28 protein-coding genes are annotated in these 26,731 nt (G+C 35.8%); 5 read left to right on the top strand and 23 right to left on the bottom strand.

The genetic code is table 11. The features are described 5' to 3' along the window. Positions 1-36: 36 nt before the first annotated feature. Positions 37-1,233, bottom strand: coding sequence for an alanine transaminase (gene alaC, locus ACORJQ_RS07295; RefSeq protein WP_321323270.1), 1,197 nt, complete (start codon positions 1,231-1,233; stop codon positions 37-39). 370 nt (positions 1,234-1,603) lie between these two features. On the opposite strand from alaC, the gene ACORJQ_RS07290 reads away from it, so the two are divergent. After that, positions 1,604-1,975 carry an Mth938-like domain-containing protein gene (locus tag ACORJQ_RS07290; protein WP_321323268.1) on the top strand — a complete coding sequence of 124 codons (372 nt, stop codon included), beginning with the start codon at positions 1,604-1,606 and terminating at the stop codon, positions 1,973-1,975. A gap of 34 nt (positions 1,976-2,009) precedes the next feature. On the opposite strand, the gene ACORJQ_RS07285 is transcribed toward ACORJQ_RS07290, so the two are convergent. From ACORJQ_RS07285 to surE, 4 genes are all read right to left on the bottom strand, one after another. Next, a complete protein-coding gene (locus ACORJQ_RS07285) occupies positions 2,010-2,933 on the bottom strand; it encodes a peptidoglycan DD-metalloendopeptidase family protein (protein ID WP_321323266.1) in 924 nt (307 codons plus the stop codon). 74 nt (positions 2,934-3,007) lie between these two features. Continuing rightward, positions 3,008-3,595 carry a YqaA family protein gene (locus ACORJQ_RS07280; RefSeq protein ID WP_321323264.1) on the bottom strand — a complete coding sequence of 196 codons (588 nt, stop codon included), beginning with the start codon at positions 3,593-3,595 and terminating at the stop codon, positions 3,008-3,010. After that, the gene (locus tag ACORJQ_RS07275) at positions 3,592-4,227 is read right to left on the bottom strand and encodes a protein-L-isoaspartate(D-aspartate) O-methyltransferase (protein ID WP_321323261.1); all 636 of its coding nucleotides are present in this window, start codon (positions 4,225-4,227) and stop codon (positions 3,592-3,594) included. The genes ACORJQ_RS07280 and ACORJQ_RS07275 overlap by 4 nt, the downstream gene beginning before the upstream one ends. Positions 4,228-4,320: 93 nt before the next feature. After that, positions 4,321-5,100, bottom strand: a complete 780-nt coding sequence (gene surE, locus ACORJQ_RS07270) for a 5'/3'-nucleotidase SurE (RefSeq protein ID WP_321323259.1) — start codon at positions 5,098-5,100, stop codon at positions 4,321-4,323. Between the two features lie 103 nt (positions 5,101-5,203). Here surE and ACORJQ_RS07265 point away from each other — a divergent pair, with 103 nt between their 5' ends. Next, positions 5,204-5,770: a Smr/MutS family protein gene (locus tag ACORJQ_RS07265; RefSeq protein ID WP_321323257.1), complete on the top strand. Its 567-nt coding sequence runs from the start codon at positions 5,204-5,206 to the stop codon at positions 5,768-5,770. Positions 5,771-5,830: 60 nt separating this feature from the next. On the opposite strand, the gene ACORJQ_RS07260 is transcribed toward ACORJQ_RS07265, so the two are convergent. The 6 genes from ACORJQ_RS07260 to ACORJQ_RS07235 all read right to left on the bottom strand — a co-directional run bounded on the left by ACORJQ_RS07260 (position 5,831) and on the right by ACORJQ_RS07235 (position 12,630). After that, positions 5,831-6,184: an FtsB family cell division protein gene (locus ACORJQ_RS07260; protein WP_321323255.1), complete on the bottom strand. Its 354-nt coding sequence runs from the start codon at positions 6,182-6,184 to the stop codon at positions 5,831-5,833. Positions 6,185-6,208: 24 nt separating this feature from the next. Continuing rightward, positions 6,209-7,489 carry a phosphopyruvate hydratase gene (gene eno / locus ACORJQ_RS07255; RefSeq protein WP_321323254.1) on the bottom strand — a complete coding sequence of 427 codons (1,281 nt, stop codon included), beginning with the start codon at positions 7,487-7,489 and terminating at the stop codon, positions 6,209-6,211. Positions 7,490-7,576: 87 nt separating this feature from the next. Further along, entirely contained in the window at positions 7,577-8,419 is an 843-nt protein-coding gene (gene kdsA / locus ACORJQ_RS07250; RefSeq protein WP_321323252.1) for a 3-deoxy-8-phosphooctulonate synthase, read from the bottom strand. Between the two features lie 5 nt (positions 8,420-8,424). Further along, positions 8,425-10,053, bottom strand: coding sequence for a CTP synthase (locus ACORJQ_RS07245; RefSeq protein ID WP_321323250.1), 1,629 nt, complete (start codon positions 10,051-10,053; stop codon positions 8,425-8,427). Between the two features lie 167 nt (positions 10,054-10,220). Then, positions 10,221-11,618: a tRNA lysidine(34) synthetase TilS gene (tilS, locus tag ACORJQ_RS07240; protein WP_321323248.1), complete on the bottom strand. Its 1,398-nt coding sequence runs from the start codon at positions 11,616-11,618 to the stop codon at positions 10,221-10,223. 55 nt (positions 11,619-11,673) lie between these two features. Next, positions 11,674-12,630 (bottom strand): acetyl-CoA carboxylase carboxyltransferase subunit alpha, encoded by a 957-nt coding sequence (locus ACORJQ_RS07235; RefSeq protein WP_321323246.1) that lies wholly within the window; start codon positions 12,628-12,630, stop codon positions 11,674-11,676. Between the two features lie 261 nt (positions 12,631-12,891). Here ACORJQ_RS07235 and ACORJQ_RS07230 point away from each other — a divergent pair, with 261 nt between their 5' ends. Beyond that, on the top strand, positions 12,892-13,626 hold the full coding sequence (locus ACORJQ_RS07230) for a DUF481 domain-containing protein (RefSeq protein WP_321323244.1): 735 nt from the start codon (positions 12,892-12,894) through the stop codon (positions 13,624-13,626). Positions 13,627-13,783: 157 nt separating this feature from the next. Here the strand turns inward: ACORJQ_RS07230 and ycaO are convergent, their stop codons facing one another. Next, the gene (ycaO, locus tag ACORJQ_RS07225) at positions 13,784-15,502 is read right to left on the bottom strand and encodes a 30S ribosomal protein S12 methylthiotransferase accessory factor YcaO (RefSeq protein WP_321323243.1); all 1,719 of its coding nucleotides are present in this window, start codon (positions 15,500-15,502) and stop codon (positions 13,784-13,786) included. Between the two features lie 198 nt (positions 15,503-15,700). Between ycaO and ACORJQ_RS07220 the strand changes: the two genes are divergently transcribed. After that, positions 15,701-16,009, top strand: coding sequence for a hypothetical protein (locus ACORJQ_RS07220; RefSeq protein ID WP_321323241.1), 309 nt, complete (start codon positions 15,701-15,703; stop codon positions 16,007-16,009). Between the two features lie 75 nt (positions 16,010-16,084). On the opposite strand, the gene ACORJQ_RS07215 is transcribed toward ACORJQ_RS07220, so the two are convergent. From ACORJQ_RS07215 to ACORJQ_RS07200, 4 genes are all read right to left on the bottom strand, one after another. Beyond that, positions 16,085-16,930 carry a hypothetical protein gene (locus tag ACORJQ_RS07215; RefSeq protein ID WP_321323239.1) on the bottom strand — a complete coding sequence of 282 codons (846 nt, stop codon included), beginning with the start codon at positions 16,928-16,930 and terminating at the stop codon, positions 16,085-16,087. A 52-nt stretch (positions 16,931-16,982) separates the two neighbouring features. Further along, the gene (locus ACORJQ_RS07210) at positions 16,983-17,429 is read right to left on the bottom strand and encodes a universal stress protein (protein WP_321323237.1); all 447 of its coding nucleotides are present in this window, start codon (positions 17,427-17,429) and stop codon (positions 16,983-16,985) included. A 195-nt stretch (positions 17,430-17,624) separates the two neighbouring features. Further along, positions 17,625-18,341, bottom strand: coding sequence for a tRNA (adenosine(37)-N6)-threonylcarbamoyltransferase complex dimerization subunit type 1 TsaB (tsaB, locus tag ACORJQ_RS07205; protein WP_321323235.1), 717 nt, complete (start codon positions 18,339-18,341; stop codon positions 17,625-17,627). A 65-nt stretch (positions 18,342-18,406) separates the two neighbouring features. After that, positions 18,407-20,350, bottom strand: a complete 1,944-nt coding sequence (locus ACORJQ_RS07200) for a DNA repair helicase YoaA (protein ID WP_321323233.1) — start codon at positions 20,348-20,350, stop codon at positions 18,407-18,409. Positions 20,351-20,636: 286 nt separating this feature from the next. Here ACORJQ_RS07200 and ykgO point away from each other — a divergent pair, with 286 nt between their 5' ends. Continuing rightward, positions 20,637-20,762: a type B 50S ribosomal protein L36 gene (ykgO, locus tag ACORJQ_RS07195; protein WP_029407609.1), complete on the top strand. Its 126-nt coding sequence runs from the start codon at positions 20,637-20,639 to the stop codon at positions 20,760-20,762. 141 nt (positions 20,763-20,903) lie between these two features. Here ykgO and ACORJQ_RS07190 read toward each other — a convergent pair whose 3' ends face one another. From ACORJQ_RS07190 to ACORJQ_RS07160, 7 genes are all read right to left on the bottom strand, one after another. Beyond that, positions 20,904-21,887 (bottom strand): chemotaxis protein CheV, encoded by a 984-nt coding sequence (locus tag ACORJQ_RS07190; protein WP_321323230.1) that lies wholly within the window; start codon positions 21,885-21,887, stop codon positions 20,904-20,906. Positions 21,888-22,007: 120 nt separating this feature from the next. Further along, positions 22,008-22,643, bottom strand: coding sequence for a ribonuclease HII (rnhB, locus tag ACORJQ_RS07185; RefSeq protein WP_420719553.1), 636 nt, complete (start codon positions 22,641-22,643; stop codon positions 22,008-22,010). A 22-nt stretch (positions 22,644-22,665) separates the two neighbouring features. Further along, positions 22,666-23,835 (bottom strand): lipid-A-disaccharide synthase, encoded by a 1,170-nt coding sequence (lpxB, locus tag ACORJQ_RS07180; RefSeq protein WP_321323228.1) that lies wholly within the window; start codon positions 23,833-23,835, stop codon positions 22,666-22,668. Next, positions 23,819-24,586, bottom strand: coding sequence for an acyl-ACP--UDP-N-acetylglucosamine O-acyltransferase (gene lpxA, locus ACORJQ_RS07175; protein ID WP_321323226.1), 768 nt, complete (start codon positions 24,584-24,586; stop codon positions 23,819-23,821). Before lpxA ends, lpxB begins: the two co-directional genes overlap by 17 nt. Before the next feature lie 2 nt (positions 24,587-24,588). After that, positions 24,589-25,023 (bottom strand): 3-hydroxyacyl-ACP dehydratase FabZ, encoded by a 435-nt coding sequence (fabZ, locus tag ACORJQ_RS07170; RefSeq protein ID WP_321323224.1) that lies wholly within the window; start codon positions 25,021-25,023, stop codon positions 24,589-24,591. 33 nt (positions 25,024-25,056) lie between these two features. Continuing rightward, positions 25,057-26,088, bottom strand: coding sequence for a UDP-3-O-(3-hydroxymyristoyl)glucosamine N-acyltransferase (gene lpxD / locus ACORJQ_RS07165; protein ID WP_321323223.1), 1,032 nt, complete (start codon positions 26,086-26,088; stop codon positions 25,057-25,059). A gap of 14 nt (positions 26,089-26,102) precedes the next feature. Further along, positions 26,103-26,639: an OmpH/Skp family outer membrane protein gene (locus ACORJQ_RS07160; RefSeq protein ID WP_321323221.1), complete on the bottom strand. Its 537-nt coding sequence runs from the start codon at positions 26,637-26,639 to the stop codon at positions 26,103-26,105. Between the last annotated feature and the right edge of the window lie 92 nt (positions 26,640-26,731).

Genomic DNA, 26,731 nt, shown 5'->3' with positions numbered 1-26,731 from the left:
AATAATTTAACCCATTAAATTGACCAACGACATTAACTAATCTTGATTGATTAAGCCATCATTTCTAAACATATCGCGAATACCACGAATGGCTTGACGAGTTCTGTGTTCGTTTTCAATTAAACCAAAACGTACGTGATCATCACCATAATCACCAAATCCGATACCTGGTGAAACCGCAACTTTAGCTTCTTGAAGAAGCTTTTTAGAAAATTCAATTGAACCCATTGCTTTGTATTCATCAGGAATTGGAGCCCAAACAAACATAGTGGCTTTTGGTGGTTCTACTTTCCAACCGATTGAATTTAAACCTTGGCACAAAACATCACGGCGAGATTTGTACATATCTGAAATTTCTTGTACACACTCTTGCGGCCCTTCTAAAGCAGCAATGGCAGCAACCTGAATTGGCGTAAAGGTTCCATAATCTAAATACGATTTCATACGTTTTAAAGCATTAACCAACGTTTTGTTACCCACCATAAAACCTACACGCCAGCCTGGCATATTGTAGCTTTTTGATAAAGTATAAAACTCAACCGCAATATCCTTAGCTCCTTCAACCTGCATAATGGAAGGTGCTTTATATCCATCAAAGGCAATATCTGCGTATGCTAAATCATGAATAACCCAGATATTATGCTCTTTAGCAATGGCAACCACTTTTTCAAAGAAATCTAGCTCAACCGTTTGTGTAGTTGGATTACCTGGAAAGTTAAGCACTAACATTTTCGGCTTTGGCCATGACTCTTTAATGGCTTTTTCTAGCTCATCAAAAAAGCAGGTATCTGGTGTCATTTTAACGTGACGAATATCCGCACCCGCAATCACAAAACCATATGGATGAATTGGGTAAGCTGGATTAGGAACAAGAACCGTATCACCTTTATCTACCGTTGCAAGAGCTAAATGTGCTAAACCTTCTTTTGAACCAATGGTAACAACCGCTTCGGTTTCATAGTCTAAATCAACATCAAACTTTGTTTTATACCAATTACAAATAGCTTTACGTAAACGAGGGATACCTTGCGATACAGAATAACGATGCGTGCCTTCTCTTTGCACTACTTCAATTAATTTATCAACGATATGTTTAGGCGTGTCTTGGTCTGGATTTCCCATACCAAAATCAATAATATCCTCTCCTCTGCGACGTGCTTCAGCCTTGAGCTCGCCAACAATGTTAAAAACATAAGGAGGTAGTCTGTTTATTCTTTGAAAATCGTCTGCCACGAATGTATGCCTTCTATCAAGGTCTCAACGTCATCTAACTATAAAATTAAGTGCCAAAAGACAATATTAATTCACCCAAGAACTCTTTCTAGCTCTGTATTTAAGGTGTTAGATTTCTGATTTTTGAGAGGAAAATAAGTAAAGCAATAATGATACAGCATCCATTTTTTTCGTCAATTGAAAATCGTCTATAAATCACCAATTTTAGGGATATAGCTTAATGTTAATTGATAAAAAATGAATATAAAATTGCACCCCACGTCACTCACATTTTTATAATTTAGTACTCAGAGAGTATCATTCCAACTTAGCTGCAAACAATTCGCTATAATTAGTTTCATTATTGAGCAACATTAAATGGACAAAATAGATGAAATTTACTGAACACAGAGACTCAAATGTTTATGCTGTAAAACGCTACGAACCAGGCCTGGTAAAAGTAAATAACTTAGAATTAACCCAAAGTTGCTATTTAACCCAAACTAAAGTTGAAGATAACTGGCCTTGCAAGGCAATTGAAGAACTCTCAACAGAACTATTAGATATGCTTTTTGAAGAAAAGCCAGAGGTCATTGTTTTAGGAACCGGAGATAAACAAACATTTCCTGAACCTAATTTTTTTGCTTATTGTGTATCAAAAGGTGTGGGATTAGAAGTTATGGCTAACGATGCAGCTTGTAGAACTTATAATGTATTGACCACTGAAGATAGAGATATTGTATTAGCCTTAATCATGCAATAAAGCTAAACAGACATTCTCTTAAAATAAAAAACAACTAAGGTTTTAAAATCTTTTTAATATCAATTTTTCTACCTTGGTATCTTGCCTCAAGGTAAAGCTTTGGTACTTTTGTATTACCTGTTGCTCCCATAGTTGCAACAGTTTCACCCGCTTTTACCGTTTCCCCCTCTTTTACAAGTAAAGCACTATTGTGAGCATAAATCGACATATAGTCATTATCGTGTTTTATAACCAGCATCCAACCATAATTAATAATGCCATTGCCGGCATAAACTACTTTTCCAGGTGCAACGGCTTTAACCTTTTGACCTGGAACGCCATAGATTTCTAAAACGGACAAACCAGCATGGTCTCTTAAATATTTATAAGAAAGACCTTTATGCATCGGCCATTGCCAAGCTCTGGATTTGGTGCTTGTTTTTTTCTTGTCTGAGCGATCTATCGCTTTGGCGGTAACCTGACGAGATGTTTTTGAGGTATTAACTACTTTTTTGGACGCTGTAGTAGAAGCTCTATTAGTTGACGTGTTCGCTACTGCTTTATTCGCCGTGTTTTTTTGCTCGATATTTCTAACTGAAGTGTTTGTAGCCGTTTTTTGTGTTGTTACTTTGTTTTGAGAAGATCGAGCTTCACTTTTTTTGTAATCTTCATTTTGCTTAATTGGCAAAATTAACTCTTGTTTTACATAGATAATATATGGTGGCAACAAGTCATTTAACTTTGCTATCGCTTGCATATTAACGCCGCACTCTCTTGAAATACCACTTAAGGTATCTCCTGAGCTAACAACATAAGGAGAACGACAACTGCCTGTATTTGGGCTAATAGATTGATTATTAGCTGAAGAACTATACTCTCTTGGCTCATATTTAAGTGGCGAAGAACAGGCACTCAATAAAACACTAAAAGAACCTAAAAGAATAATTTTTTGTGCTGTTTGTGAATAAATAAAAGGCATATTTAAATTCTATTTTTTTACACTACTTTAAAAAGATTAAAATTAATGGAAACTTAAATAAAACGCTTTTATATTTAATCTGAAGCAAACGTTTTGAAACCAATATAAACTATAATCAATAGTACTAAGGTCCAACCAATCCAGTCAACCCATTTTCGAATACTTGTTTCAAATTTTTGGCCACCCCACTTCATTAAAGTAGCTACTAAAAAGAAACGTGCACCACGACCAAAAAATGAGGCTATAACAAAAGGAATAAAAGCCATTGAACTGGCTCCAGCACTGAGTGTAAAAAGCTTATAAGGTATAGGACTAAAACCTGCTGCAAAAACAATCCACACACCATACTCTGCAAACCATTTATTTACTTCTTCAACTTTAGCAGCATACCCTAATGACTCAATTGTCGGCATCAACAAATCCATAGCTAAATAACCAACTAAATAACCAACCACGCCACCTAATAAAGAGAACAACGTGGTTAACCAGGCAAAATAAATCGCTTTTTGCGGTTTAGCCAAACTCATTGGCATAAGCATGACATCAGGCGGAATTGGGAAAAAAGAAGATTCAGCAAAACTCAATCCACATAAATATTTTGGAGCATGCTCATGTTTCGACCATTTAATGGCTAAATCATAAAGGGGTGTAAAAATCTTCAATTCTCAACCCCTTGCTTCATGGGAACAAACATAACTTCTCCTAGGCAGGTTTTGGTCACGCCCTCTGGTGTTTTAACAAAACCATAAAGTAGCTGCTTAGACTCACCAATTGGCATTACTAAACGACCACCCATTTTTAATTGATTTATAAGTTCTAAAGGTAATTCTGCAGGTGAAGCCGCTGAAATAATAGCATCAAATGGAGCTTTTTCAGCCCATCCCCAATGCCCATCACTTAATGCGAACTCAACGTTATCTAACTCAAGTTTATTGAGCGTTAATTGAGCCCTTTCCGAAAGAGGTTGTATACGTTCAACGCTATAAACTTTTTCAACCAACATAGAGAGTATAGCGGTTTGATATCCTGAACCCGTTCCAATTTCTAAAACTTTTTTGATTGGTTGATGTGTTTCTAATAGCCACTGTGTCATTTTGGCAACAACCCAAGGTTGAGAAATGGTTTGACCATAACCTATCGGTAAAGCAGTGTCTTCATAAGATCTAGAGGCCATTGCTTCATCAATAAACAAGTGGCGTGGAACGGCTCTCATAGCGTCAAGAACAGGGCCATCACTCACACCCTTTTCAACCAAACGCTCAACCAAACGATTGCGCGTTCGCTGCGAAGTCATGCCAACTCCTTGATAGGCCTCAAAGGCTGAATTTTTATATTTCATGTCGAACAAGCTAAAAACAACAAATCATTTAATAAAGCATTAAAAAGACTAAACAATACTCAACCCTTTTTCCCATGCGTGCATCCTCTCCATCATTTCATAGTGAGTTAAATCAATTTTAAGAGGAGTAATAGAGGCATAACCTTGTTCAACGGCGTAAAAATCGGTTCCTTCACCTGCATCAGCAGCTGAACCTGCAGGCCCTATCCAAAATATTGGCAAACCTCTAGGGTCCGTTTCTTTCACTACAGGTTCAGAGATATGCCTTTTACCTAATCGAGTTACTTTAATACCTTTTAACTGCTCTAATGGAATATCTGGCACATTGATATTAATAATCGTATCAGGCGTTAAAGATAATTTTGGCAACTCATTGATTATATTAAGTAATACGCTTGCAGCAGTATCAAAATATTGATCACCACAAAGAGAGATTGCAATAGATGGCTTACCTAAAAAACGGCCTTCAGTAGCCGCGGCGACAGTACCTGAATAAAGGACATCATCACCCATATTAGCTCCAGCATTAATTCCTGATAAAACAATGTCTGGTTGATAACCTAAACCACCATTCATGCCTAAATGCACACAATCGGTAGGTGTTCCATTGACGCTATAAACATGACTTTTTGGATCATCACTTAAGCTAGAATGAAGACTCATTCGTAGGGGCTCAAGAAGAGTTAATGAATTACTAGCCGCACTTCTGTTGCGTTCTGGAGCTACAATATCTAATCGAGTATATTGAAGATTTTCTTTAACCATTTTAAAAACAGTTTGTATGCCTGGGGCAAAATATCCATCATCATTAGAGAGTAGGATTTTCATAATGTACAATACCTTTAAATAAATGGAAAAATCATAATCAATTCACAACAAAAGCTATCTGGTTACTTGTTACCCAAATAGCTTGCCCAATTATATAGCCATAATGATGCAAGAAAAAGATAAAAACCTGTTTCTAGAAGCCATGTTAGATGTTGTGCCTCTAGCTGAAAGTAAGAGGACACAAAAAACTGATTATGGAGCTAAAAAAACATCAGAGTCAGAAATCATTCAACGTGTACGAAACAAACACAAGCACCAACCAAAAAACTCACCACAATCAATAATGCCTAATTTATTTAAGGGTAAACAGGTTGCGAAAGTCACAGCATTTGAGAGTCTAATTTACCACCAAAAAGGCGTTAGAATACAAGAGCTTAACAAGCTAAAAAAAGGTGAATTATCTATACAACATTGTCTAGACTTGCATGGCTTAACTATTGAAGAAGCAGAAATTGAAATCATAGATTTTTTAAACCAAGCCTATTCTGATAAAAGTCGTAATATTAGAATTATTCATGGCAAAGGTTACAACTCACACGAAGAGTTTCCAGCTCTAAAGAACCTGGTAAATCTTATCTTACGTAAAACTAAAAATGTCATTGCTTTTGCAAGTACGCCTGAAAAGCAAGGTGGCACTGGTGCAGTTAACATTTTGCTAAAAGCCCAGTAATAGATAGTCAAATTGATAGATTAAAAAAATTAACTATAAAACCGCAATAATTATTCATACTCATTCTTGAGATGAATTCGTTTTATCTAATTCAATCTTTTCTTTTTCAGAGGCAGGCTGACTTTCTAAAACTTTATCTGGTTTTAGCTCTATCACCTTTATAAATACCTCATCTTTTTTAACCATCCCCAAGTTTTGTCTTGCTAATGTTTCAATAGATTTAGGACTGGACTGTAAAGACTTCACCTCTTCAGCTAACTTAGCATTAATAAGACGCTGTTCTTCTAATGAATTTTCAAGCGTTTTTAGCTGCTCCTGTAACGAAAAAAGTTCGCCAAGCCCCCCATGGGAGGACAAGAGACGAACTTGTAATATTACAATCAGGATAGCAAATGCAAGATAAAGTTTTTTCACATTGCCAGGCCTGGTAAATTGTAATTACTTAAGATTGTAGAATGCATCTTTACCAGGGTAAACTGCTTCTGCACCTAAGGCTTCTTCAATACGAATCAATTGATTGTATTTAGCGATACGGTCAGTACGTGATAAAGAACCAGTTTTGATTTGACCACAACCTGTTGCAACGGCAATATCAGCAATTACAGTATCTTCAGTTTCACCAGAACGGTGAGATACAACTGCTGTATAACCCGCTTTTTTAGCCATAGCGATAGCTTCAAAAGTTTCTGTTAGAGTACCAATCTGGTTGATTTTAATTAAGATTGAGTTAGCGATTCCCTTTTCAATCCCTTCAGCAAGGATTTTTGGGTTAGTAACAAACAAATCATCACCAACAATCTGTAAACGGTGTCCGTCTTTTTCAGTTTGGTATTTAAAACCATCCCAGTCAGATTCATCTAAACCATCTTCAATTGAAATAATTGGGTATTTATCAACCCAGCTAGATAATAGATCAACCATCTCTTCTGAGGTTAATGTTTTATTTTCTGAACCTAAAGTATACATACCATCTTTATATAATTCAGATGAAGCTGCATCCATAGCAATCATAATATCTTCACCAGCTTTATATCCAGCGATTTCAATTGCTTCTAGAATTACCGTTAATGCTTCTTCATTAGATTTAAGGTCAGGAGCAAATCCACCCTCATCACCAACTGCTGTGTTATAACCTTTATCATGCAATACTTTTTTAAGTGCATGGAAAACTTCAGCACCGTAGCGAATCGCTTCTGACATAGTTGGGGCACCAACTGGCATAATCATGAATTCTTGGAAATCAACAGAGTTATCTGCGTGTTCACCACCATTGATAATATTCATCATTGGTACAGGCATTTTATAAGTATCTGTTTTTAGGTAAGCGTATAAAGGCAAACCTTTTGATTTAGCTGCTGCTTGTGCTGTAGCAATAGAAACGGCAAGAATGGCATTTGCACCTAGACGTGCTTTATTGTGAGTACCATCTAATTCAATCATGATTCCATCAATAGCAGCTTGATTGGTTGCATCTTTACCAACTAAAGCGTCTTTAATTTCAGTATTGATATTATTAACGGCAGTTAGAACGCCTTTACCACCAAATTTAGACTTATCTCCATCACGTAACTCAATCGCTTCACGAGAGCCTGTAGATGCACCAGAAGGTGAAATACCACGCCCCATAGATCCATCTTCTAAAATAACATCTGCTTCTACGGTTGGGTTACCACGCGAATCAATAACTTGACGTGCTTTAATATCTTTAATTAATGACATTCTAACTTCCTACTTCTTTTTAAATTTCTATGTAATCTTGTTTATTATAAAATTCTTATGTGACGACTAAATGACAATCTTATTTGTCTAATAACCTAACAAACTGTTTTCAATAAAACCTTGTTTCTTCACAGTATCATCTAACATTTTTAGCGTTTCTAGTAGCGGCTTAAGGTTGCCAATTGGCCACATATTTGGTCCATCACTCAAGGCATTTGCTGGGTCTGGGTGAGTTTCCATAAATACACCTGAAACACCTGCTGCAATTGCAGCTCTAGCTAAAACAGGCACCATCTCTCTTTGTCCGCCAGAAGTTGTACCTTGCCCACCAGGTTGCTGTACTGAATGAGTCGCATCAAAAACAACAGGACAACCCGTTGATCTCATAGAAGCCAATCCACGCATATCAGATACTAAAGTATTATATCCAAATGAAGTACCACGATCACAAACCATGATGTTTTCATTACCCACCTCATGTGCTTTAGCGACCACTTGGTCCATATCCCAAGGTGCTTGAAATTGACCTTTTTTGATATTTACAGGAATACCTTGGCGGCAAACATTTTGAATAAAGTTAGTTTGTCGAACCAAAAATGCAGGAGTCTGCATTACATCCACAACAGAAGCTACCTCGTCTAAAGGCGTATCTTCATGTACATCGGTTAAAACAGGCACGCCAATTTCATCTTTGACTTTTTGTAAAATTCGTAAACCTTCCTCTACCCCTAAACCTCTAAAACTTTTAGTTGAAGAACGGTTTGCTTTGTCATATGAAGATTTATAGATAAAAGGAATCCCTAATGATTCAGTCATCTCTTTTAGTTGACCCGCAGTATCAATTGCCAACTGTTCAGACTCTATAACACAAGGACCTGCAATCAAAAAAAACGGCTGGTCAATACCAACGTTGTAACCACATAAATTCATTTATATTAACCTTTTGCTTTATAAGCATTAGCTGCTTGAACAAACGCTGTGAATAGTGGATGTCCATTTCTTGGTGTTGAGGTAAATTCTGGATGGAATTGACATGCAATAAACCATGGATGATCAGCTACTTCAATTGTTTCAACTAAGTTACCATCCTCAGAACGTCCAGAAATGATTAGACCTGCCTCTTCCAACTTTGGAACGTAACCATCATTTACCTCATAGCGATGTCTATGTCTTTCGCGGATTACCTCAGAACCATAAACCTCACGCAGCTTTGAATCTAGCGTTAAAACACAGTTTTGACCGCCTAGACGCATGGTACCACCTAAATCAGCATCTTCAGTTCTTTCAACTTTAACACCGTTTTCATCAGTCCATTCTGTAATAAGTGCTACAACTGGGTGTGGAGTATTGGCGTTAAGTTCACTACTATGAGCATCCTTTAAACCAGCAACGTTTCGGGCAAACTCAACCACGGCCATCTGCATACCTAGGCAAATACCTAGATAAGGGATTTTATTCTCACGAGCATATTGAATAGCTAAAATTTTACCTTCAACACCACGTTCGCCAAATCCACCTGGAACCAATATAGCATCTTTATTTTTAAGTACATCTATTCCATCGGTTTCTAAAGATTCAGAATCAATATAATCAATATTGACTCGAGTATTAGTATGAATTCCAGCATGGATCAATGATTCAATTAATGATTTGTACGCTTCTGTTAAATCGACATATTTACCGACCATTGCAATTTCAACAGTTTTATCTGGATTTAACTGAGCATTAACAACTTCATCCCAATCAGATAGATTAACAGGCTTAGCCTCGATTCCAAGTCTTTTAACAACTAACTCATCAAGACCTTGCTCATGTAACATTCTCGGAACGGCATAGATAGTATCCGCGTCTAAAGAGCTTATAACCGCCCTCTCCTCAACGTTGGTGAATAAAGCAATTTTACGCTTTTCACTCTCTTCTAAAGCCATTTCAGAACGACAAATTAATACATCTGGCTGAATACCAATAGAACGTAGCTCTTTTACAGAATGTTGAGTTGGCTTAGTTTTAACTTCTCCAGCCACGGCAATATAAGGTAGCAATGTTAAATGCATAAACATTGCTCTATCGCGCCCTACTTCAATACTTAACTGACGAATGGCTTCTAAGAAAGGCAGTGACTCAATATCACCAACAGTACCACCTACTTCAACCAAGACAACATCAAACCCTGAGGCTGCTTTTTGAATACGTTTTTTAATTTCATCAGTAATATGGGGAATAACTTGAACGGTTCCACCCAGATAATCACCACGACGTTCATTACGAATAACCGTCTCATACACCTGGCCTGTAGAAAAACTATTTCTACGAGTAAAGTTACGTTGAACAAAACGCTCATAATGGCCCAAGTCCAAATCGGTTTCGGCACCATCGTCAGTAACAAATACTTCACCGTGCTGTAAAGGGCTCATGGTTCCTGGATCAACGTTAATATACGGATCCATTTTTAGCATGCTAACCTTTAGGCCTCGAGCCTCTAACAATGCTCCCAAAGAAGCCGCTGCAATGCCTTTTCCTAAAGAAGAAACCACACCACCTGTTACGAAAATAAATTTAGTCATCAATAAACACTTTTTGAAGTTTTGAAATTACGATTGAAGGTATCAGAATGGAAGGGAATTATAGCTTAATACACCCATTTCAGCAATGAATTAATTATACTTTCACTCGCTCGCCAATGAGCTAACTAATACTTATGAAAAATATAAAACAACTCAAGAATAGTACATTAAATTATGCCCATCCATTGCATACACTGCTCTTCAGAAATATTGATTGTAGTCTGCTTGTTTATACCTGACGCTGCATCTTCATTTTTGGCAATACAGTTTGGACATCCAAGCACAGCAACCAACTCACCATTAACCTCTAAAACAGGCCATACCAATCTTTCCCAAATTGGAATATTATTTTTCTGAAAAAATAATTTTAATTTTTTTCTTTTTAAATTATCTGCCTTCTCAATATTTCTAACACTAATATTTAGAGGTGAATACAACTTATTGAAAGTGAAGGAATAAAAAAAATCATCATTACTTTTAACAGTATTTATTATCTGAGCAAAACTATCAAAATAATAGCAATATTTTTGTGGGTTTTTTTCAAGAAAATACAGTTTATTTTTATAAATCCTTAAAGATCCACCTGGCAGCTCATACCTAAAACCATGGTTTTGACTTTCATCAAATTGCTTAATGGCATCTTCAATCCACTGATAATGAGAGTGGCTTAAAATAATTTGTGGTGAATATGACTTTAACCAAAAACGAATAATATTTTTTTGCTTTATCCAAGACTCTTCAATAAAAGGCTTAATTGTTAAATAGTGAGTGTTATGAGAGTAACTCTTTAATTCTTGTTCAGCATAAAGATCTAATAGAACGGCGGCTTCTTGCATATTTTGAGCTGCTCTAATAAGAGTTGTCTCGGCATGAGGCCAAACTTTTTCAAGCTCAGGTAAAACCTTATGCCTAACTATGTTTCGCTTATAAATGGTTTCAAAATTCGTTTTATCTGTCACATAACGTAGGTTATTAGTGGCAGCATATTGCTCTATATCAGAATAAGGCACATCCAGAATAGGCCTTGAGTGAATGACTTCAATCGCGTTGTTCGTCATTAACTTACGGCTTATAGGCATTGAAGAAAGCCCATTTACACCGGCACCTCTAAATAGGTTTAATAAAAACGTTTCAGCCTGGTCTTTACGATGATGGCCCGTTAATAAATAAACACAATGCTTGGATTCAACAGAATAGCTATCTATATAGTCTAAAATCGCCTGATAACGTAGTGCTCTAGCAACTGCTTCAACTCCTTTACGAGCGGTTGAATCAACTTTAATTTGCAACCCTACAAAGTCAATAGAAAACTCTTTACAAAATTGCTCACAATCCTTTGCCCATATTTTAGAATCTGACTGAAGACCATGATCAACATAAATAGCTACCAACTTGGTAGATAAAGATAATTTGATTAAATTTTCATTAATAGCATGCAAAAGAACTGTTGAATCCAAGCCACCGCTAAAAGAAACAAAGACAATATCACCATCATTAACACTAGAAAGAAAATTAATGACCGAGGAGTTAATAGAGTAATCAGAACCGTAATCTGATGGTAGCATTTTCACCCCTATTTAAAAATAAAGGTGAAAGAAAGGAGTGAATTTATGGCGACAGTTAAGCCGATTCAAAGTTACCATAATCCATGTAACGTTGATAACGTGCCGCAACTAATTCTTCGATAGGCTTTACTTTTAAAACATTTAGCTGAGAAACTAAGGCATTTTTTACATTTTGAGCTGAAGCTTTATAATCGCGATGCGCCCCGCCTAGTGGTTCTGGGATGATTTCATCAACCAATCCTAGTGATTTTAATCGTTTTGCCGTAATACCTAAAGCTTCAGCAGCATCTGCAGCATTGGCTGCATTTTTCCATAAAATTGAAGCACAACCTTCAGGAGAAATGACAGAATAGGTACTGTATTGCAACATCATAGTGACATCCCCAACCCCAATTGCCAATGCTCCACCTGAACCACCTTCACCAATTACAGTACAAATAATAGGTACTTTAAGTTCAGACATTTCAATTAAGTTACGAGCAATTGCTTCACTTTGACCACGTTCTTCAGCATTAATACCCGGGTATGCACCTGGAGTATCTATAAATGTAATAACAGGCAAACCAAAACGCTCTGCCATTTTCATTAGACGTAATGCTTTTCTGTAACCTTCAGGACGCGGCATCCCGAAATTTCTACGAATTTTTTCTTTTGTATCACGTCCTTTTTCTTGAGTGATAACCATAACTGACTGACCGTTTAAACGCCCAATACCAGCAACAATAGCTTCATCATCCGCAAATGCTCTATCACCGTGCAACTCCTTAAAATCTGTAAACACTTCATTTATATAATCAAGAGCGTATGGTCTTTGTGGATGACGAGACACTTTAGCAATTTCGACATCAGTTAACTTTTTAAAGATAGATTCCGTTAGATTTTTGCTCTTATCTTCAAGAGAAGAAATTTCATGCAAAAGATTATTATCATCACGATCCATGTGACGCAATTCATCAATTTTGGCTTCAAGCTCAGCAATAGGTTGTTCAAAATCTAAAAAATCAAGTTTCATATATTTTTATTCCAACTAAATCAATACATTCAAGTATTAAAGGGTGATCAAATTACCTGCATTTTACCAAAATTGTATGTTTAATTGGGTGAATTGCTTATAAATTTTATGTTTTAAAAGCTAGAGAATTACCCTAGTTAACTTATTTTAAATGCTCAAAAAGTTGCGTTTCTTAATTTTCTCTTTAAAATCCACTACTTCTTTTAAATCAGGCCACTATAAAACCTGAAAATCAAGCGGCTAAACTTCCTAGGAGTTATTATGAAAAACGCAACAATTAAATCATTATTTGCACTGGCAATTACTGCTCTAGCTATAAACGTTCAAGCCAATACAGATACTCCTAACGGAATTTCTGGTTCTGGTGAATTAGGATTTAGCGACAGCACGGGTAATACAGTGAACACCTCTTTTTATGGTGCATTAAAACTAAAATATACCCAACAAAACTATACTTTAAAATCTTTGATTGAAGGTAATTACAAATCTGAAGATGGCACTCAAACTGAAGAACGTTATATTGTAGATTTACAAGGAAACCGTTATTACAACGCTGAAAAAAGCTATTACAGCTTTGTAGGAGCGCGTTTTGAGAAAAATAAATTTGCCGATATTGATTTAGACAGCACCTTCTCAATCGGTTTAGGTAAGTCTTTATATAAAACTAAAGACACTCTCTTAAATGGTGAAATTGGTTTAGGTTATCAAAATACAGATTATAGTACTGCAGGAACTAAAAGTGATTCACAGACTGTTGGTATAGCAAAATTGGACTTTAGCCATAAAATCAATGAACAAGTAAAATTCACTCAAGATCTATCGGTAACTTCAGGTGAAAATAGTACAAAGCTTGAAAGTAATACTGGCTTCAAAGTAAAAGTAGCTGAGAAGATGAACTTAAAAGCAACTTATAAGTATCGTCATAACGACAACCCAGCAGAAAGGACTAAAAAGACAGATACTCAAACCATGTTAACTTTAATCTATGATTTTTAGTTTTACGTTATAAGCTGAATAGAACGAATAAATACTATTCTGCTCTATAAATATAATAAAAAAGCACATATTTCTATGTGCTTTTTTATATCCAACTATATGCTTTTTAAATAACTTTCATTTAAAAAGGTAAATTAACCCAATTAAATTAACCCAATTAATTTAGCCCTTTCAATTTAACTTCATTTGCAAGTTTGTATATTTCTATTAAGGACTGATGCCTTATTGATTGACTAAATATAGACACGCCCAATTCTTGATTATCAAATATTGCTTTACCTTCTACAAAAGACCAGGCCTGGTAACTTAACTCTTCACCAAACAATAATTGAGTCACGGTTTTATCTACAGTGTTTTCCAACATCATCTCTAAACAGAATTTTAGAGCCTGATATTTAACCATCCAAGAACTTTTAGGATTAACATAATAGATTACATCTTGAACCACTTCAAAAGCGGCCTCTAACTCCTGAGCTGCTAACAAGGCCCACAACTTAAGCTCTATTACTTTAACCTCAGACCAGAAAGAACCAGGGTCTGGCATTAAACCAATTAAAGAGGCTACGCCTTGATGATCACTTAATCCTAAATCATCAATTAGTTCAGCTAGTTCTATATAAGATTGATTTTCTGGCAGGTCAAACAATGCTTCACGTAATAATCTACCAACGTTTTGGTTACTATCAATCAACTCTTCAGTAGGATAGACTTCAGACATACCTGGTACAACTATACGACATGCCTGAAACCCGCAATGAGAATAATTTGCTACAAACACCTCTGTACCCTGCTGTCGAACAAGTTCACACAATACCTGCCATTGAGAAGATGTTTCACCAGAAAAATCCCAGTTTACAAACTCATAATCGTAATTTTGGGAGATAAAGTTAGCGTGGATAAGACCACTTGAATCAATAAAGTGGTTTTCGATATTTTCATCTTCTGCAACAGCAAACTCGTCAAAGACTGGAAGTTGAAAACCATCAAGATTATCAAGGTGACGCCCTTGAAGTGATTCGGTTAAGGTTCTTTCTAAGGCAACCTCAAAAATGGGGTGAGCACCAAAAGAGGCAAAGCAACGTCCTGTTTTCTGCTCAAATAACGTGACATTTATTACAGGGAAATGGCCGCCTAGAGAAGCATCTCTCATCGAAACTTTAATCCCCAGTTTTTTTAATGCCTCAACTGCTTCAACCACTGTAGGAAACCCTTGAATGATGTCATCGGGTATTTCAGGAAGACATAGGTTTTCTCTTAAAATTTTATTTTTTACCCAGCGTTCAAAAATCTCTGACAAACCTTGGACTTGAGCTTCTAATGCTGTGTTTCCAGCTGACAAACCATTACTTGCATATAAATTACTCAATAAATTCATCGGAAAATAAACCGCTTCTGAAGTATGAGCATTGATTAAAGGAATTGCTCTAACTAACTCATTTGAGTCATTAAAACTGAGTAATTCATTAAAACCTAATTCATTAGTTGAATCGTAAAACTTCCATAAATCAGGTGTTAAACATTGATTGATTGATTCTTCATTAAAGGTTTTTTCATCAGGATAATATAACCAGGCCTGGTTATTTTTTTGAACAGCTTGTTCGAGCCAATAATCAGAAAAGAAATAATTGGTTGATAGTCGTTCTAAAAACTCGCCTAAGGCACTGGCTAATGTTGCTTTGCGACTTGTTCCTTTACCGTTGGTAAATAAGCCAGGACAACGCTCATCATGAATATGCAAAGAATATACATTATCAACCGGGTTAAGCCATGACGCTTCTTTAATTTGAAAGCCCATTTCCTTCAATACATTATGCATATTGGCAATAGAATTCTCTAAACAGGCATCTTTACCCTTAATGTAAGTTACTTCACTCATATATTCTCTTTATTGTGATTCTTTGTTAAAAGTTAAAGTGGGTATTTTATGCTTAAACCATTCCAGCAACTATTTTTCATTATTAATATCTTTTTGATATCTATCCATAATATTGATAGCTAATAAGCTAAATTTCATTAGAATGAGAATTGTAGAAAATAAAAAACAATTAGATTTACTTTAACCAGGGCTAGAAAAATGAATATGAATACTAAATCGAAAACTTTGACTTCAGTTAAATCATTATCTGCAGTGGCACTTGGATATATTCTGTTTTCAAACAATGCATCAGCTTCAGAAATGCCAGGTAAAGCACTTCATGATTCCGCTAACTGTATGAAGTGTCATGCTGCTAAACCTTATAATCCGCAAAAAACAGACACCTATGAAAAGCTTGTAAAGACTGTCGCTTTTTGTAACTCAAACTTACATATAGGTTTATTTGATGATGAGGTAAATGAGGTAGCAGATTACTTAAATGCAACTTATTATCATCATCCTAAATAAAAGATAACCAACAAAAGAAAACTAACAGAATAGAGAATAAGTTACACAAATCATTCTAAAACAATAAGTTAAAAATTATTTTCTAGACAACTCTTTAATAAATTTATTTAGCTGTTCTAAATCTTTTGGAGCAGCATCCTCTACCCCGTCTTCATAAACCAAGTTCTTAGCATCTTCTACAATTTTATCGATAGCTTGAATCAAAAAATAACGCTTGGTATTTTTAGATATCTTTTTCCAATCTCTGTTTTTTGCAAACCAATCTTTTTTTAAACTGGGATCTTTATTGAATTGCTGCTGAATTGCTTTTAAGGCTTTTACCATTGGTGCAACAGATTCAAAGGGCATTAAAGGTCTTCCAAAATCACCATAAAAACTTTTACGTTGTAATTTTGCAAGTTCAAACGCAGGAACCATTTCAGCCAATCCGTTTTCTTGAGCCTGTTTTTCAGCTTCACTCATTCTTTCTGCACTTAACATAGGTGCATCTGATTTCCAGCGACCAAAAACAATATATAAATTATTTCTTTCAATAAAATAAGTCTTTCCTCTACCTAGTTTTAAGACATCTTTCTTAGCAACAATATAATCTAATTTCTCTTTATCTAGCTTTGTAGTATCTGTCCATAAATCCCAAATATTATCGGTATCAGAAGGAATAGATTTACCGGTATCATTTTTACCCATAGGTACACAAGAGACGCCATAATCATGGCCTTCAACATAATCAATCACAGATACCTTTAAATCGCCATTAGGCATTATTCTATTAACCTTACCGACAATAAAGGCATCATCCTTAATATTAGCCGCAGGATAAGCTACAAAAACGGTTTCTCCAACATTAAACTCATTAGCGTGACTTAACGTCGTCACCATAAGAAATAAAGCCGCTAAAAATACCTTTAATTTAATACTCATTTGAAGTTTTGCCTTTATTTGCCTTTAAATTAAGCCGAATGTTTTTAGGGAACTAAAGACGAACCGCTAATACATCACATTTTGCATGATTAATTACTGAATTAGTTGTTGAGCCAATTAAATGCTGTAAACCTTTTAATCCATGAGCCCCCATCACAATTAAATCGCATTGTTTTCTATCGGCGTAATCGACTATATCGACACTTGCAATACCATTTAAGGTCTCATAATCGTTAATATCAAAAGATTTAGCTAATTCACTTAGCCTTTTGTTTGATGATTCTATCAAGCCTTGGCTTACCGACTCATCCCACAAACCTGGCATCCCCATTACAGCAACATCTTCTAACACCGGATAAACAGGTATTTCAACAAAGTGAATGAGTTGTAATTCTGCATGACATTTTTGTGACATCTCTTTAGCCTTGCTAACTGCTTTAGCACTGTTTTCTGAGAAATCTACAGCCACTAAGATACGTTTATAACTAGCTTGCTTCACTGGATCACCTCGTTTTGTTGAGTACAATCTAAAAAGGTTATTCACATTAACTGTGGATAAACATGTGTGTAATAAAATATTAACTTAAAAAATACCAATAAAGTCTTATACTTTAGCATTACTGCTTAATTTTTAAGCAGAGAAAGACAAATTCATCCAGCACGATAAAACTCAAGTCTTTAACGCTACTATTTATTATTTTACTTTATTTTTACGCTCTTCTATGGTGTCAGCAATGTGGTTACGTAAATACAATGGGTTAGGTATTTCCTGCTTTAAGTTAGTCGCATCTTGGTCATTATTTTGAGCTATTCTAGCGATTGAAACCGCTTCAGGTAGAGCTTCATACCAATGTTCAAAATAATCAACCAATTCAGGGTATATCTCTTTAATATCACCAACACCAATACAGCTTTTATTTTTAGGAAGAAACGATTTTAGTTGTTCCGGAGATATCATCAACGGCTGATCAGCAATAAGCTCTTTTGTTTGTAGAATATATTTACCACGTAAAATATAAACTTCTTTCATTCTAGCATCAAGAATAGCACACCACTCCGTATCCTCTAGAGGCTCTTGTTGAGAAAACACTTTTTCAGCCATGGCCAGTAAAGATGAAACCGCTAAAACAGGCTTATCCCATCCTAGTGCTAAACCTTGTATCACTCCAGATGCAATACGAATTCCTGTAAAGGCTCCTGGACCTTCTCCAAAAGCCAATAAATCAATTTCATTAGGCTTAATACCGGCTTCTTCAATTACCTGATTTACCATCTCTAGAACTCTATGAGCATGTTTTTGCGGTAATATTTCATGTTGAATATATTCTTGGCCTTGATGCAATAATGCGACTGAACAAGCAGAAGTTGATGTTTCTACCGCTAAAACAGAAGAAGATTTTGCATTTAACATAATTTGGTTTGCCTTAAATTTGCTTTATATTTGATTACGTTCAGAATTAAACAAAACATATTTGCTTATTCAGATAATTTTTTAATCGCTGATTCAGCTTCATAAACCCAGGGGAAATTAGGTAAGCTATTTTTAATAGTATTGCCATAGTTTTTAGAAGATAAACGAGGATCACATAACATCAACACGCCATTATCTTCAATGTCTCTAATTAATCGACCAGCCCCCTGCTTCATAGCAATAACAGCTTCTGGGAGCTGAAAATGCATAAAGACATTTAAGCCCTTCTCTTTTAAAAAGGCTTCTCTTGCCTGAACAAGAGGGTCATCAGGCGGTGCAAAAGGAATTCGATCAATGATCACCAGCTTTAAAGCATCGCCTTTTACATCCACACCTTCCCAAAAGCTACTTGTGCCTAACAATATAGCTTTTTCTGACTCTTTAAAACGTTGCAATAGTGTGAGCTTAGGTAAATCCCCTTGTACCAAAAGCTTACCATCCCAGTGTCTGTCCAAAATTGCTTTTGCCTCTTGCATTGCTTTATGACTTGTAAACAACATAAAGGCACAACCATTACTGGCCTTTAAAAGTGGCCATGCCGCTCTCAGCATTACTTTGGTATAGTCTTCACTTCTTGGTTCTGGTAATCCAATTGGATGATAAACTAAGCCTTGAGTTTGATAATCAAACGGACTTGTCCAATTACTGGTTTTTGCCTGACTCAAACCTAATCTTTTTGCAAAATAGTCAAAATTATTACCAACACTTAGGGTTGCTGAGGTAAACAACCAAGCACCACCAATACTTTCTCTTTGACGAATAAATGGAGCCGCTACACTAAGAGGTGTCATATTGAACTTAAAGCGAGCTTGTGAAGATTCAATCCATCGAATTTTATTTTCCGACTGACTGGTTAACCAGTCTTTAGTTTGAGCTATTAAATCTTGGCTTCGTTTATGCACCGCTGCTAGTTGTTTACCACGTTCAACAACCAGCTTGAGCTCTTCAATAGTAATTTGTAAAGTGTCTATAAAACGCTTAATGGCAACCTGAAAAACCTTAAGCTCATTTAGCTGATTCCAGGTCCAACGTTTATCCCATTTCCCTAAGGCATCATTAACAAGCTTAACTTGATCATCTAGTAAAGAGGCATAATCAGAAATTTTATTGTTTTCTGGTGCCTCTATTTTTTGAGCTTGTTTAATGTCTCTAATAAGCTCTTCAAGCTGACTTCTTGAAATTGAAAAACCTAAAAACTGAGCCGCAATATCAGGTAGTTGGTGGGCTTCATCAAAAATATAGACTTCTGCGTCAGGTAATAACTCTCCAAACCCTTGTTCTCTTAAGGCTAAATCAGCACAAAAAAGATGGTGATTGACAACCAATACCTGAGCTTCAGCAGCTTTTTGTTTAACGACCGGATAAAAACAACCTGAATCTTTATGGCATTCTGCCGCTTGGCAAAACTCCATACGAGCAGAAACTTTTCGCCAAATGGGGTCTGCTTCAGAGACAGACTCAAGCTCTGATTTATCACCCGTATAAGTTTGATTATCAACCCAATTTCTTATTTCTGAGAGTTTTTTCCAGTCTTGCTTACTATGTTGCTCTACAGTTTCAGTTAGTTCTAATCTCTGCGGACATACATAATTATCTCTGCCTTTAAGTAATCTGGCTTTTCCAGCGATATTGCATGCTTTAAATAAAATAGGTAAATCTTTATGGACAAGTTGCTCTTGCAAGGTTTTGGTCGCCGTAGAGACAATGATTTTTTTTCCAGACAATAACGCCGGAACTAGATAAGCGAAGGTTTTACCCGTTCCTGTGCCGGCTTCCGCTAAAAGAGTTCCATCTTCATCAATCAACTCTTTGATTTGTAGAGCCATATCGATCTGTGCTTGTCGAGCCGAATAACCGTCTACTAATTCAGAAAGTTTGCCACCATCTTCCATGACTTCTTCAATAGTCAATTTTGGGGACTTTTTGCTATTACTTTTGGACTTGCTCATAAACTAAAATTTAACCGTTTCTTTTATTGTTCCATTCTAGTATTTGCATGTCTTAATCAAAAATTAGCTTGGAATTTAACTGTCGCAAATTATACGCTAATGAGCACTACATACAGTAGTTAGCAAGGCGTTTTAGAGCAAATTTATACTAAATAGACCAAATTGATTGATTTTTACTTAGATAAGCTAGACATTTATTAAGTAAGCCTTTATAATCCGCGACTTCAAATTTGAACTTAAGTCGAATTGGTTATTAATATTCGGCAACTAAATATGGATATATCTGATGAAAATTTTATCTTCTTTGAAATCAGCTAAGACACGTCATAAAGACTGTCAAGTTGTTAAGCGTCGTGGAAAAGTTTACGTTATTTGTAAAACAAACCCAAAATTTAAAGCTCGTCAGCGTTAATTTTTAGGTTACCACAACGAAAAAGGTGCACTGATCATGCACCTTTTTTTATATCTAAATTTTGTCAAACATTTAAATCAGACTCATTAGCAATACTAAATATAAAAATAAATATATAGTTTTTTACTAATAAGCCATCTTCTATCGTTTTAACCAATCTTTAAAATCATGCTCAACTTTTGAGATAGTTTCTACAATCAAATCCGTATCGACTTTACCAATAAAATAATTAGCTCCCATCGCTAAAACCTCACGGCTATTGTTATCACTCGTCATAGAGGTATGAACAATTAAAGGCATTGATTTGGTGCGTGGATTTTGGCGTAATTCTCTAATTACTGTATGGCCGGATGCTACAGGCATTTCTAAATCAGTAAAGACCATGGAAATATCATCTAAAGTTTCTTTTTTATCAATATAATCCAACAGTAATCGACCATTATCAAACCCTTTGTATTTAAGACCTAGTTGGTCAAACACCATTGCCATATATTTTTGAATAGATTTACTATCCTCTGCAAACAAAACAGTTTTTTCATACACTTCATTAATAAAGTTATGGTCAACTTTATTAACATCTTTAGCTGAAGCAAAAATCTTTTCCGCCATTGATGGCATTGCTTCAATTAATAACTTCTCAATATCCAATATAAAGCAAAGTGTGTCACTATTTTGCAAATAAGTATGGTTAACAATTTGATTGGTATTTACATCCACATTGTAATTTCCAGCAGGATGTATATCTGACCAATTTTTTTCTTCTACACCATGAATATAAGAGACTCTTAACCCAACAAAGTTATGACTAAAATCGGAAACAATAATAATAGATTTCTCTCGTTCCTCTTCGGTCATTTCAAACCCCATCCATTTGGGCAAGTTTATAACAGGTAAGTAAACACCTCGTAATTCAATCATTCCTTCAATTAAACTATTTGCGTCTGGCATTTCAGAAACTTCATAAGCTCTAGCTTCAAGAACTTCACGCACTTTAAAAACGTTCATGCCGTAGTAGGATGGCTGATAATTTTCTTTAGGAAATTGAACTTGAAAAATCATCAAGCTCATTTGATTGTTTTTACTTAATTGTGCAGTCTTTTCAACCTGCTCTAAAGTCGTTGACATATCATTACGCCTTTTAGGTCTTATAAAATATATACAACCTAATTTTGATTATATATTTATTTTGAGATAGTGAAGCAAACCAATTTTACAGGCCTGGTAACTTAAACAGTTAAGCTTAAATTACAGGTTGTTTTGCTCTAATAACAGTTTTATTGGCTTAAACGTTTTTCTATAACCAGGAATCATGCCAAACTGCTGCAAAGCAGCTAAATGTTTTGCTGTTGGATAACCTTTATGTTCATTAAAGCCATATTGAGGATGTTTTTTATGTAATTCATGCATCTGCTGGTCACGATAAACCTTTGCAAGGATAGATGCTGCACTAATTTCCATAACCTTATCATCACCCTTTACTACTGATTGGCAAGTAAATTGCAACTTAGGGCAACGATTGCCATCTACATATACTAAGTCAATTTTATGCCCTTTGTCAGCAATCTGCTGAACAGCTCGCTGCATTGCAAGCATGGTGGCGTTAAGAATATTTAATTCATCTATTTCTTCAGGTGTAGCAAATCCAATCGCGTATGCAATTGCCTGATCTTTTATTTTTTTTGCTAAAGTATTGCGGGTAGATTCATTTAGTTTTTTGGAGTCTCTTAAGGGTAACTGACAATGCTTTGGTAAAATAACCGCACTTGCGACAACATCACCTATTAAAGGTCCGCGACCTACTTCATCAACGCCAACAGTCGTTCCTGTCAATGAATAAAACTCAGGTGCATCTGAATCCATAAAAAGGCTTGCTTGAGTCATTTGAATAGCTCGATCATTAGATTTATTTCATCCAGCTATCAATTGCATCTGCCGCAAGCTCTGATGCATTTTGTTTAAGCTCCTGATACTGAAGCTCAAATGCCGATATCTGTTCATTTCTAAGTTTACTATCCATGATTATACGCCCTAGACTTATGGCAATTTTTTCAGAGGTTGCATTCTCTTGAATAAGTTCGGTTACTAGAGTTTTGTTCGCTAGAATATTAGGTAAACCTATCCACTGGGTAGTAGCAAGACGCTTCATTATCCAATAAGAAATTGGATGAACGGCCATAGCCAAAACTAGAGGTTTACGCATTAAGGCACACTCCAGTGTAGCTGTTCCAGACGTTACAAGGGCTTGATCACAGGCTTCTAACACTTCACGTGACTGACCATCTAATAATTTAACCATTAACCCTTTACCGTATAAATCAACTGCTTGCTGTATTCGTTGCTTAGCCTTTTGATGCACACACGGTATTGCAAAGTGCATATCAGGATAAATTTCTGTTAATTTACGTGCAGCCTGTATATAAGTATCAACCATTCTATTGATTTCACTCATACGTGAACCAGGAAGTATTGCCGTTAATTTATCACTAGATTGAAAACCTAATTTTAATTTAGCTTGCTCACTATTCGGTTTTGCAGGAAATTGATTGGCTAATGGGTGCCCCACAAATTTTACAGGGATTTCATATCGATGATAATAAGCAGGTTCAAATGGAAACAACACCAACACACCATCAACAGACTGCTTTATTTTGACAAGCCGTTTTTCTCTCCATGCCCATACAGATGGGCCAACATAATGTATTGCTTTAATTGCATTTTGCTTAAGAGTCGCTTCTACTTTAAAGTTAAAGTCAGGGGCATCTATACCAATAAATACATCAGGCTTTAACTCTAGCAGGCGTGAAATTAGGCTTTTTCTAATCTTAAGTAACGAAGGTAAGTGTTTGATAACCTCAAAGAAACCCATAACTGAGAGTTCTTCCATTGCAAACCATGATTCAAAGCCTTGAGCCAGCATTTTAGGCCCGCCAATACCAACGAACTTTGCATCAGGATGTCTTTTTTTTAGGCTAGAGATTAAGTCCGCACCAAGAGTATCGCCAGAAGCCTCACCAGCTACCATAGCAAATACTTTAGGGGATTGATGCTGAAGGTTTTTATCGAACGATGCCACGATCTGAGTTTTTTAAGAAATGTATTAGTGAATCTAGAGTATTTTTTTCATCATTTAATAGTTCAAGCTCATGTAGTGCTTGTTCTAGTCTATTACCTGTTCTATATAAAATACGGTAAGCTTTTTTAACTAAAGTAAGTTGAGTTTTATCAAAACCACGACGTTTTAAACCTTCTAGGTTTATACCTCTTGGACCTGCTAAATTACCTGAAACAACCACAAAGTTTGGAACATCTTGGTTTATGACACTTCCCATACCACAAAAGCTATGTTCACCAATTTGGCAAAATTGATGCACAAGAGTATAACCACCCAAAATAGCCCAGTCATGTACTATAACATGGCCCGCTAATGCGGCAGCATTGGCAAAGATACAATGATTACCAATAATGCAATCATGTGCGATATGAACTCCCGCCATTACCCAGTTATTATCGCCAACAACTGTTTTCCCAATATCTTGTACTGTGCCGCGATTAATTGTAACGTTTTCTCTAAAGGTATTATTGTTGCCGATTATGACCGTTGTTGCTTCACCAGCATATTTTTTATCTTGAGGAGCGGCAATGGAGACAAATGAAAAGAAACGGTTATTTTCACCTATAGTGACATTTCCTTCTATTACGACGTGGGAATCCAAAACTGACCCAGCACCAATTGAAACGTTTCCTTCAATGACACAAAAAGCACCTATTTTGACGCCAGGTGCTATTGTTGCATTAGGATCAATAATTGCAGTAGAGTGAATCAAAACTAAACCTTTCTTTCAGCACACATTAAATCAGCTGATGCAATAAGTTTGCCATCTACTTTTGTTGTACATTCAAACTTCCAAATCCCACGCTTATTACCCAAAGCCTTAACTTCGAAGTCTAAGCGATCACCTGGAATTGCAGGCTGTCTAAAACGGCAATTATCTACAGCTGCTAGGTAGTACATAGATGTTCCATCTGGCTTTTCATCTTGTGATCTAAATGCCAAAATACCAGTACATTGAGCCATTGCTTCAATAATCATAACGCCAGGCATAATTGGATTATTTGGAAAATGGCCAGTAAACTGAGGTTCATTAAAAGTAACATTTTTAAACGCCGTCAGTCTTTTTCCTGATTCAAAATCAGTCACTCTATCCACCAATAAAAACGGATATCTATGTGGTAGGTATTCAAATATTTCTTTAACTTCCATTGTTTTTATAATCCAATAACATTTAATAAAAATTTATTTTGAGAGCAATTCTACTTGTTTTTCTAGCTGTTTAATCTGTTTGACTATTTTATCTAAATTGCGAGTTCTAACGCTGTTTCTTTGCCAGTCAGTGGCTTTAATCGCAGGAAAACCTGCATAAGCACCAGGTTCATTAATATCGTGAGTTACGCCTGATTTTGCCAAAAAATGACAATTATCAACTGTTTTTAAATGACCGGCAAAACCGACTTGACCAGCAACGGTACAGTTTTTTCCAAGGATGGTGCTACCAGCAAAACCAGCTTGACCAGCAATAGCCGAACCTGAACCTATTTCCACATTATGTCCAAGATGAACTTGATTATCAATAATACAATTGTCTTCAATGATTGTATTTTGAATAGCTCCTCTATCAATGGTGACATTGTTCCCAATTGAAACATTATTACCAATAATAACCTGGCCTATCTGTGGAATTTTAATCCACTTTCCCTTATTGTTTGCCCATCCAAACCCATCACCGCCTATAACAGCACCTGCTTCAATAATAACGTTGTCGCCAATAACACAGTTATGACATATTGTTACGTTCGCCCCAATTTTACAATCATTGCCAATGATTACAGATTCTTCTATAACTGTACCAGCAGAAATGATTGAATTAGAACCAATTGTAACCTCTTTTTCTATAACAACATTGGCCGCTATAGAGGTACTTAAGCCAACTTTAACAGAGCTATCAATAACTGCCGAGGTATGCACATGGCCATTAGAAATTTTAAATGGGTTTAATAACTGTGCAACAAGTGCATAAGCATAATACGGATTTTCAACAACCACTTGAGTAAAAGAATAATCACCAACATTCTGTTTTGTCAGCAGTACCGCCGATGCTAAAGAAGATCGTAAATGTGGAAGGTATTTTTTATCGGTTAGAAAAGAAATCTCATTTTTTTTTGCAATATCTAGACCAGATACTTGAGAAATCTCGATAGAATCATCACCAATTAGCTCTACATTTAAACCATGTTCACTAAGGTGATGAATAACTTTTTTTAATTGCACAGATTTCCCCTGAATTATTTATTAAATTCAGAACGCTGCTTTTTACTAACGGCTTTTAAATGGGTAAGTACGTCATTTGTAATATCAATACGTTTGTTGGTATAAGCAATACCTTCATATAGAATCAAGTCAAAACCCTGCTTTTGACCAATTTCTTTAATAGCATCATTTACTATTTTTTGTAATTTTGCCAACTCTTCATTTCTTCTTAAATTCAACAACTCTTGAACATCATTACGACGTCTTTGAATCTCACGAGTTAACATCGAAATTTCACGCTCTTTGCTTACCTTTTGAGCATCACTCATGACCGTCTTATTTTTTTGATAATCCGCTTGTTTTTTTTCTAAATTTCCCGCTAAACTTTTTAACTCGGACTGCTGAGGAGAAAACTCTTTTTCAAGTGAGGCTGTGGCAAGTTTAGCTTGCGGAGCTTGCTCAAGTAATAAAGCAACATTTACAACACCTAACTTTACTCCAGTTTCTGAAAATGAGGCTGTTGAAAAAACCATAAAGCCGATAGCAAAGGCAGTTTTTAAAAGTTTTTGCATTGAAAATCCGTCCGTTTTATCTGTTTTTATATGCGTTAAGCAATTTTACCTTAAAAATTTTATCGATGTAATAAACACCGAAATAAATTCGT

Source organism: Thiomicrorhabdus sp., from assembly GCF_963662555.1.
In the GTDB taxonomy this organism is placed as follows: domain Bacteria; phylum Pseudomonadota; class Gammaproteobacteria; order Thiomicrospirales; family Thiomicrospiraceae; genus Thiomicrorhabdus.
Note: the sequence above shows the minus strand (reverse complement) of the source record. Positions and strands in the feature narration are given on the sequence as shown.

Coding starts and splice junctions, on each gene's coding strand:
- ACORJQ_RS07215 (WP_321323239.1), bottom strand. CDS start 16,930: ATGAGTATTAAATTAAAGGTATTTTTAGCGGCTTTATTTCTTATGGTG.
- tsaB (WP_321323235.1), bottom strand. CDS start 18,341: ATGTTAAATGCAAAATCTTCTTCTGTTTTAGCGGTAGAAACATCAACT.
- tilS (WP_321323248.1), bottom strand. CDS start 11,618: ATGCTACCATCAGATTACGGTTCTGATTACTCTATTAACTCCTCGGTC.
- ACORJQ_RS07190 (WP_321323230.1), bottom strand. CDS start 21,887: ATGTCAACGACTTTAGAGCAGGTTGAAAAGACTGCACAATTAAGTAAA.
- eno (WP_321323254.1), bottom strand. CDS start 7,489: ATGTCATTAATTAAAGATATTAAAGCACGTCAAGTTATTGATTCGCGT.
- ACORJQ_RS07160 (WP_321323221.1), bottom strand. CDS start 26,639: ATGCAAAAACTTTTAAAAACTGCCTTTGCTATCGGCTTTATGGTTTTT.
- ycaO (WP_321323243.1), bottom strand. CDS start 15,502: ATGAGTGAAGTAACTTACATTAAGGGTAAAGATGCCTGTTTAGAGAAT.
- ACORJQ_RS07220 (WP_321323241.1), top strand. CDS start 15,701: ATGAATATGAATACTAAATCGAAAACTTTGACTTCAGTTAAATCATTA.
- ACORJQ_RS07275 (WP_321323261.1), bottom strand. CDS start 4,227: ATGACTTCGCAGCGAACGCGCAATCGTTTGGTTGAGCGTTTGGTTGAA.
- fabZ (WP_321323224.1), bottom strand. CDS start 25,023: ATGGAAGTTAAAGAAATATTTGAATACCTACCACATAGATATCCGTTT.
- ACORJQ_RS07200 (WP_321323233.1), bottom strand. CDS start 20,350: ATGAGCAAGTCCAAAAGTAATAGCAAAAAGTCCCCAAAATTGACTATT.
- ACORJQ_RS07265 (WP_321323257.1), top strand. CDS start 5,204: ATGATGCAAGAAAAAGATAAAAACCTGTTTCTAGAAGCCATGTTAGAT.
- ACORJQ_RS07245 (WP_321323250.1), bottom strand. CDS start 10,053: ATGACTAAATTTATTTTCGTAACAGGTGGTGTGGTTTCTTCTTTAGGA.
- kdsA (WP_321323252.1), bottom strand. CDS start 8,419: ATGAATTTATGTGGTTACAACGTTGGTATTGACCAGCCGTTTTTTTTG.
- ykgO (WP_029407609.1), top strand. CDS start 20,637: ATGAAAATTTTATCTTCTTTGAAATCAGCTAAGACACGTCATAAAGAC.
- surE (WP_321323259.1), bottom strand. CDS start 5,100: ATGAAAATCCTACTCTCTAATGATGATGGATATTTTGCCCCAGGCATA.
- ACORJQ_RS07285 (WP_321323266.1), bottom strand. CDS start 2,933: ATGCCTTTTATTTATTCACAAACAGCACAAAAAATTATTCTTTTAGGT.
- ACORJQ_RS07235 (WP_321323246.1), bottom strand. CDS start 12,630: ATGAAACTTGATTTTTTAGATTTTGAACAACCTATTGCTGAGCTTGAA.
- ACORJQ_RS07290 (WP_321323268.1), top strand. CDS start 1,604: ATGAAATTTACTGAACACAGAGACTCAAATGTTTATGCTGTAAAACGC.
- ACORJQ_RS07230 (WP_321323244.1), top strand. CDS start 12,892: ATGAAAAACGCAACAATTAAATCATTATTTGCACTGGCAATTACTGCT.
- rnhB (WP_420719553.1), bottom strand. CDS start 22,643: ATGACTCAAGCAAGCCTTTTTATGGATTCAGATGCACCTGAGTTTTAT.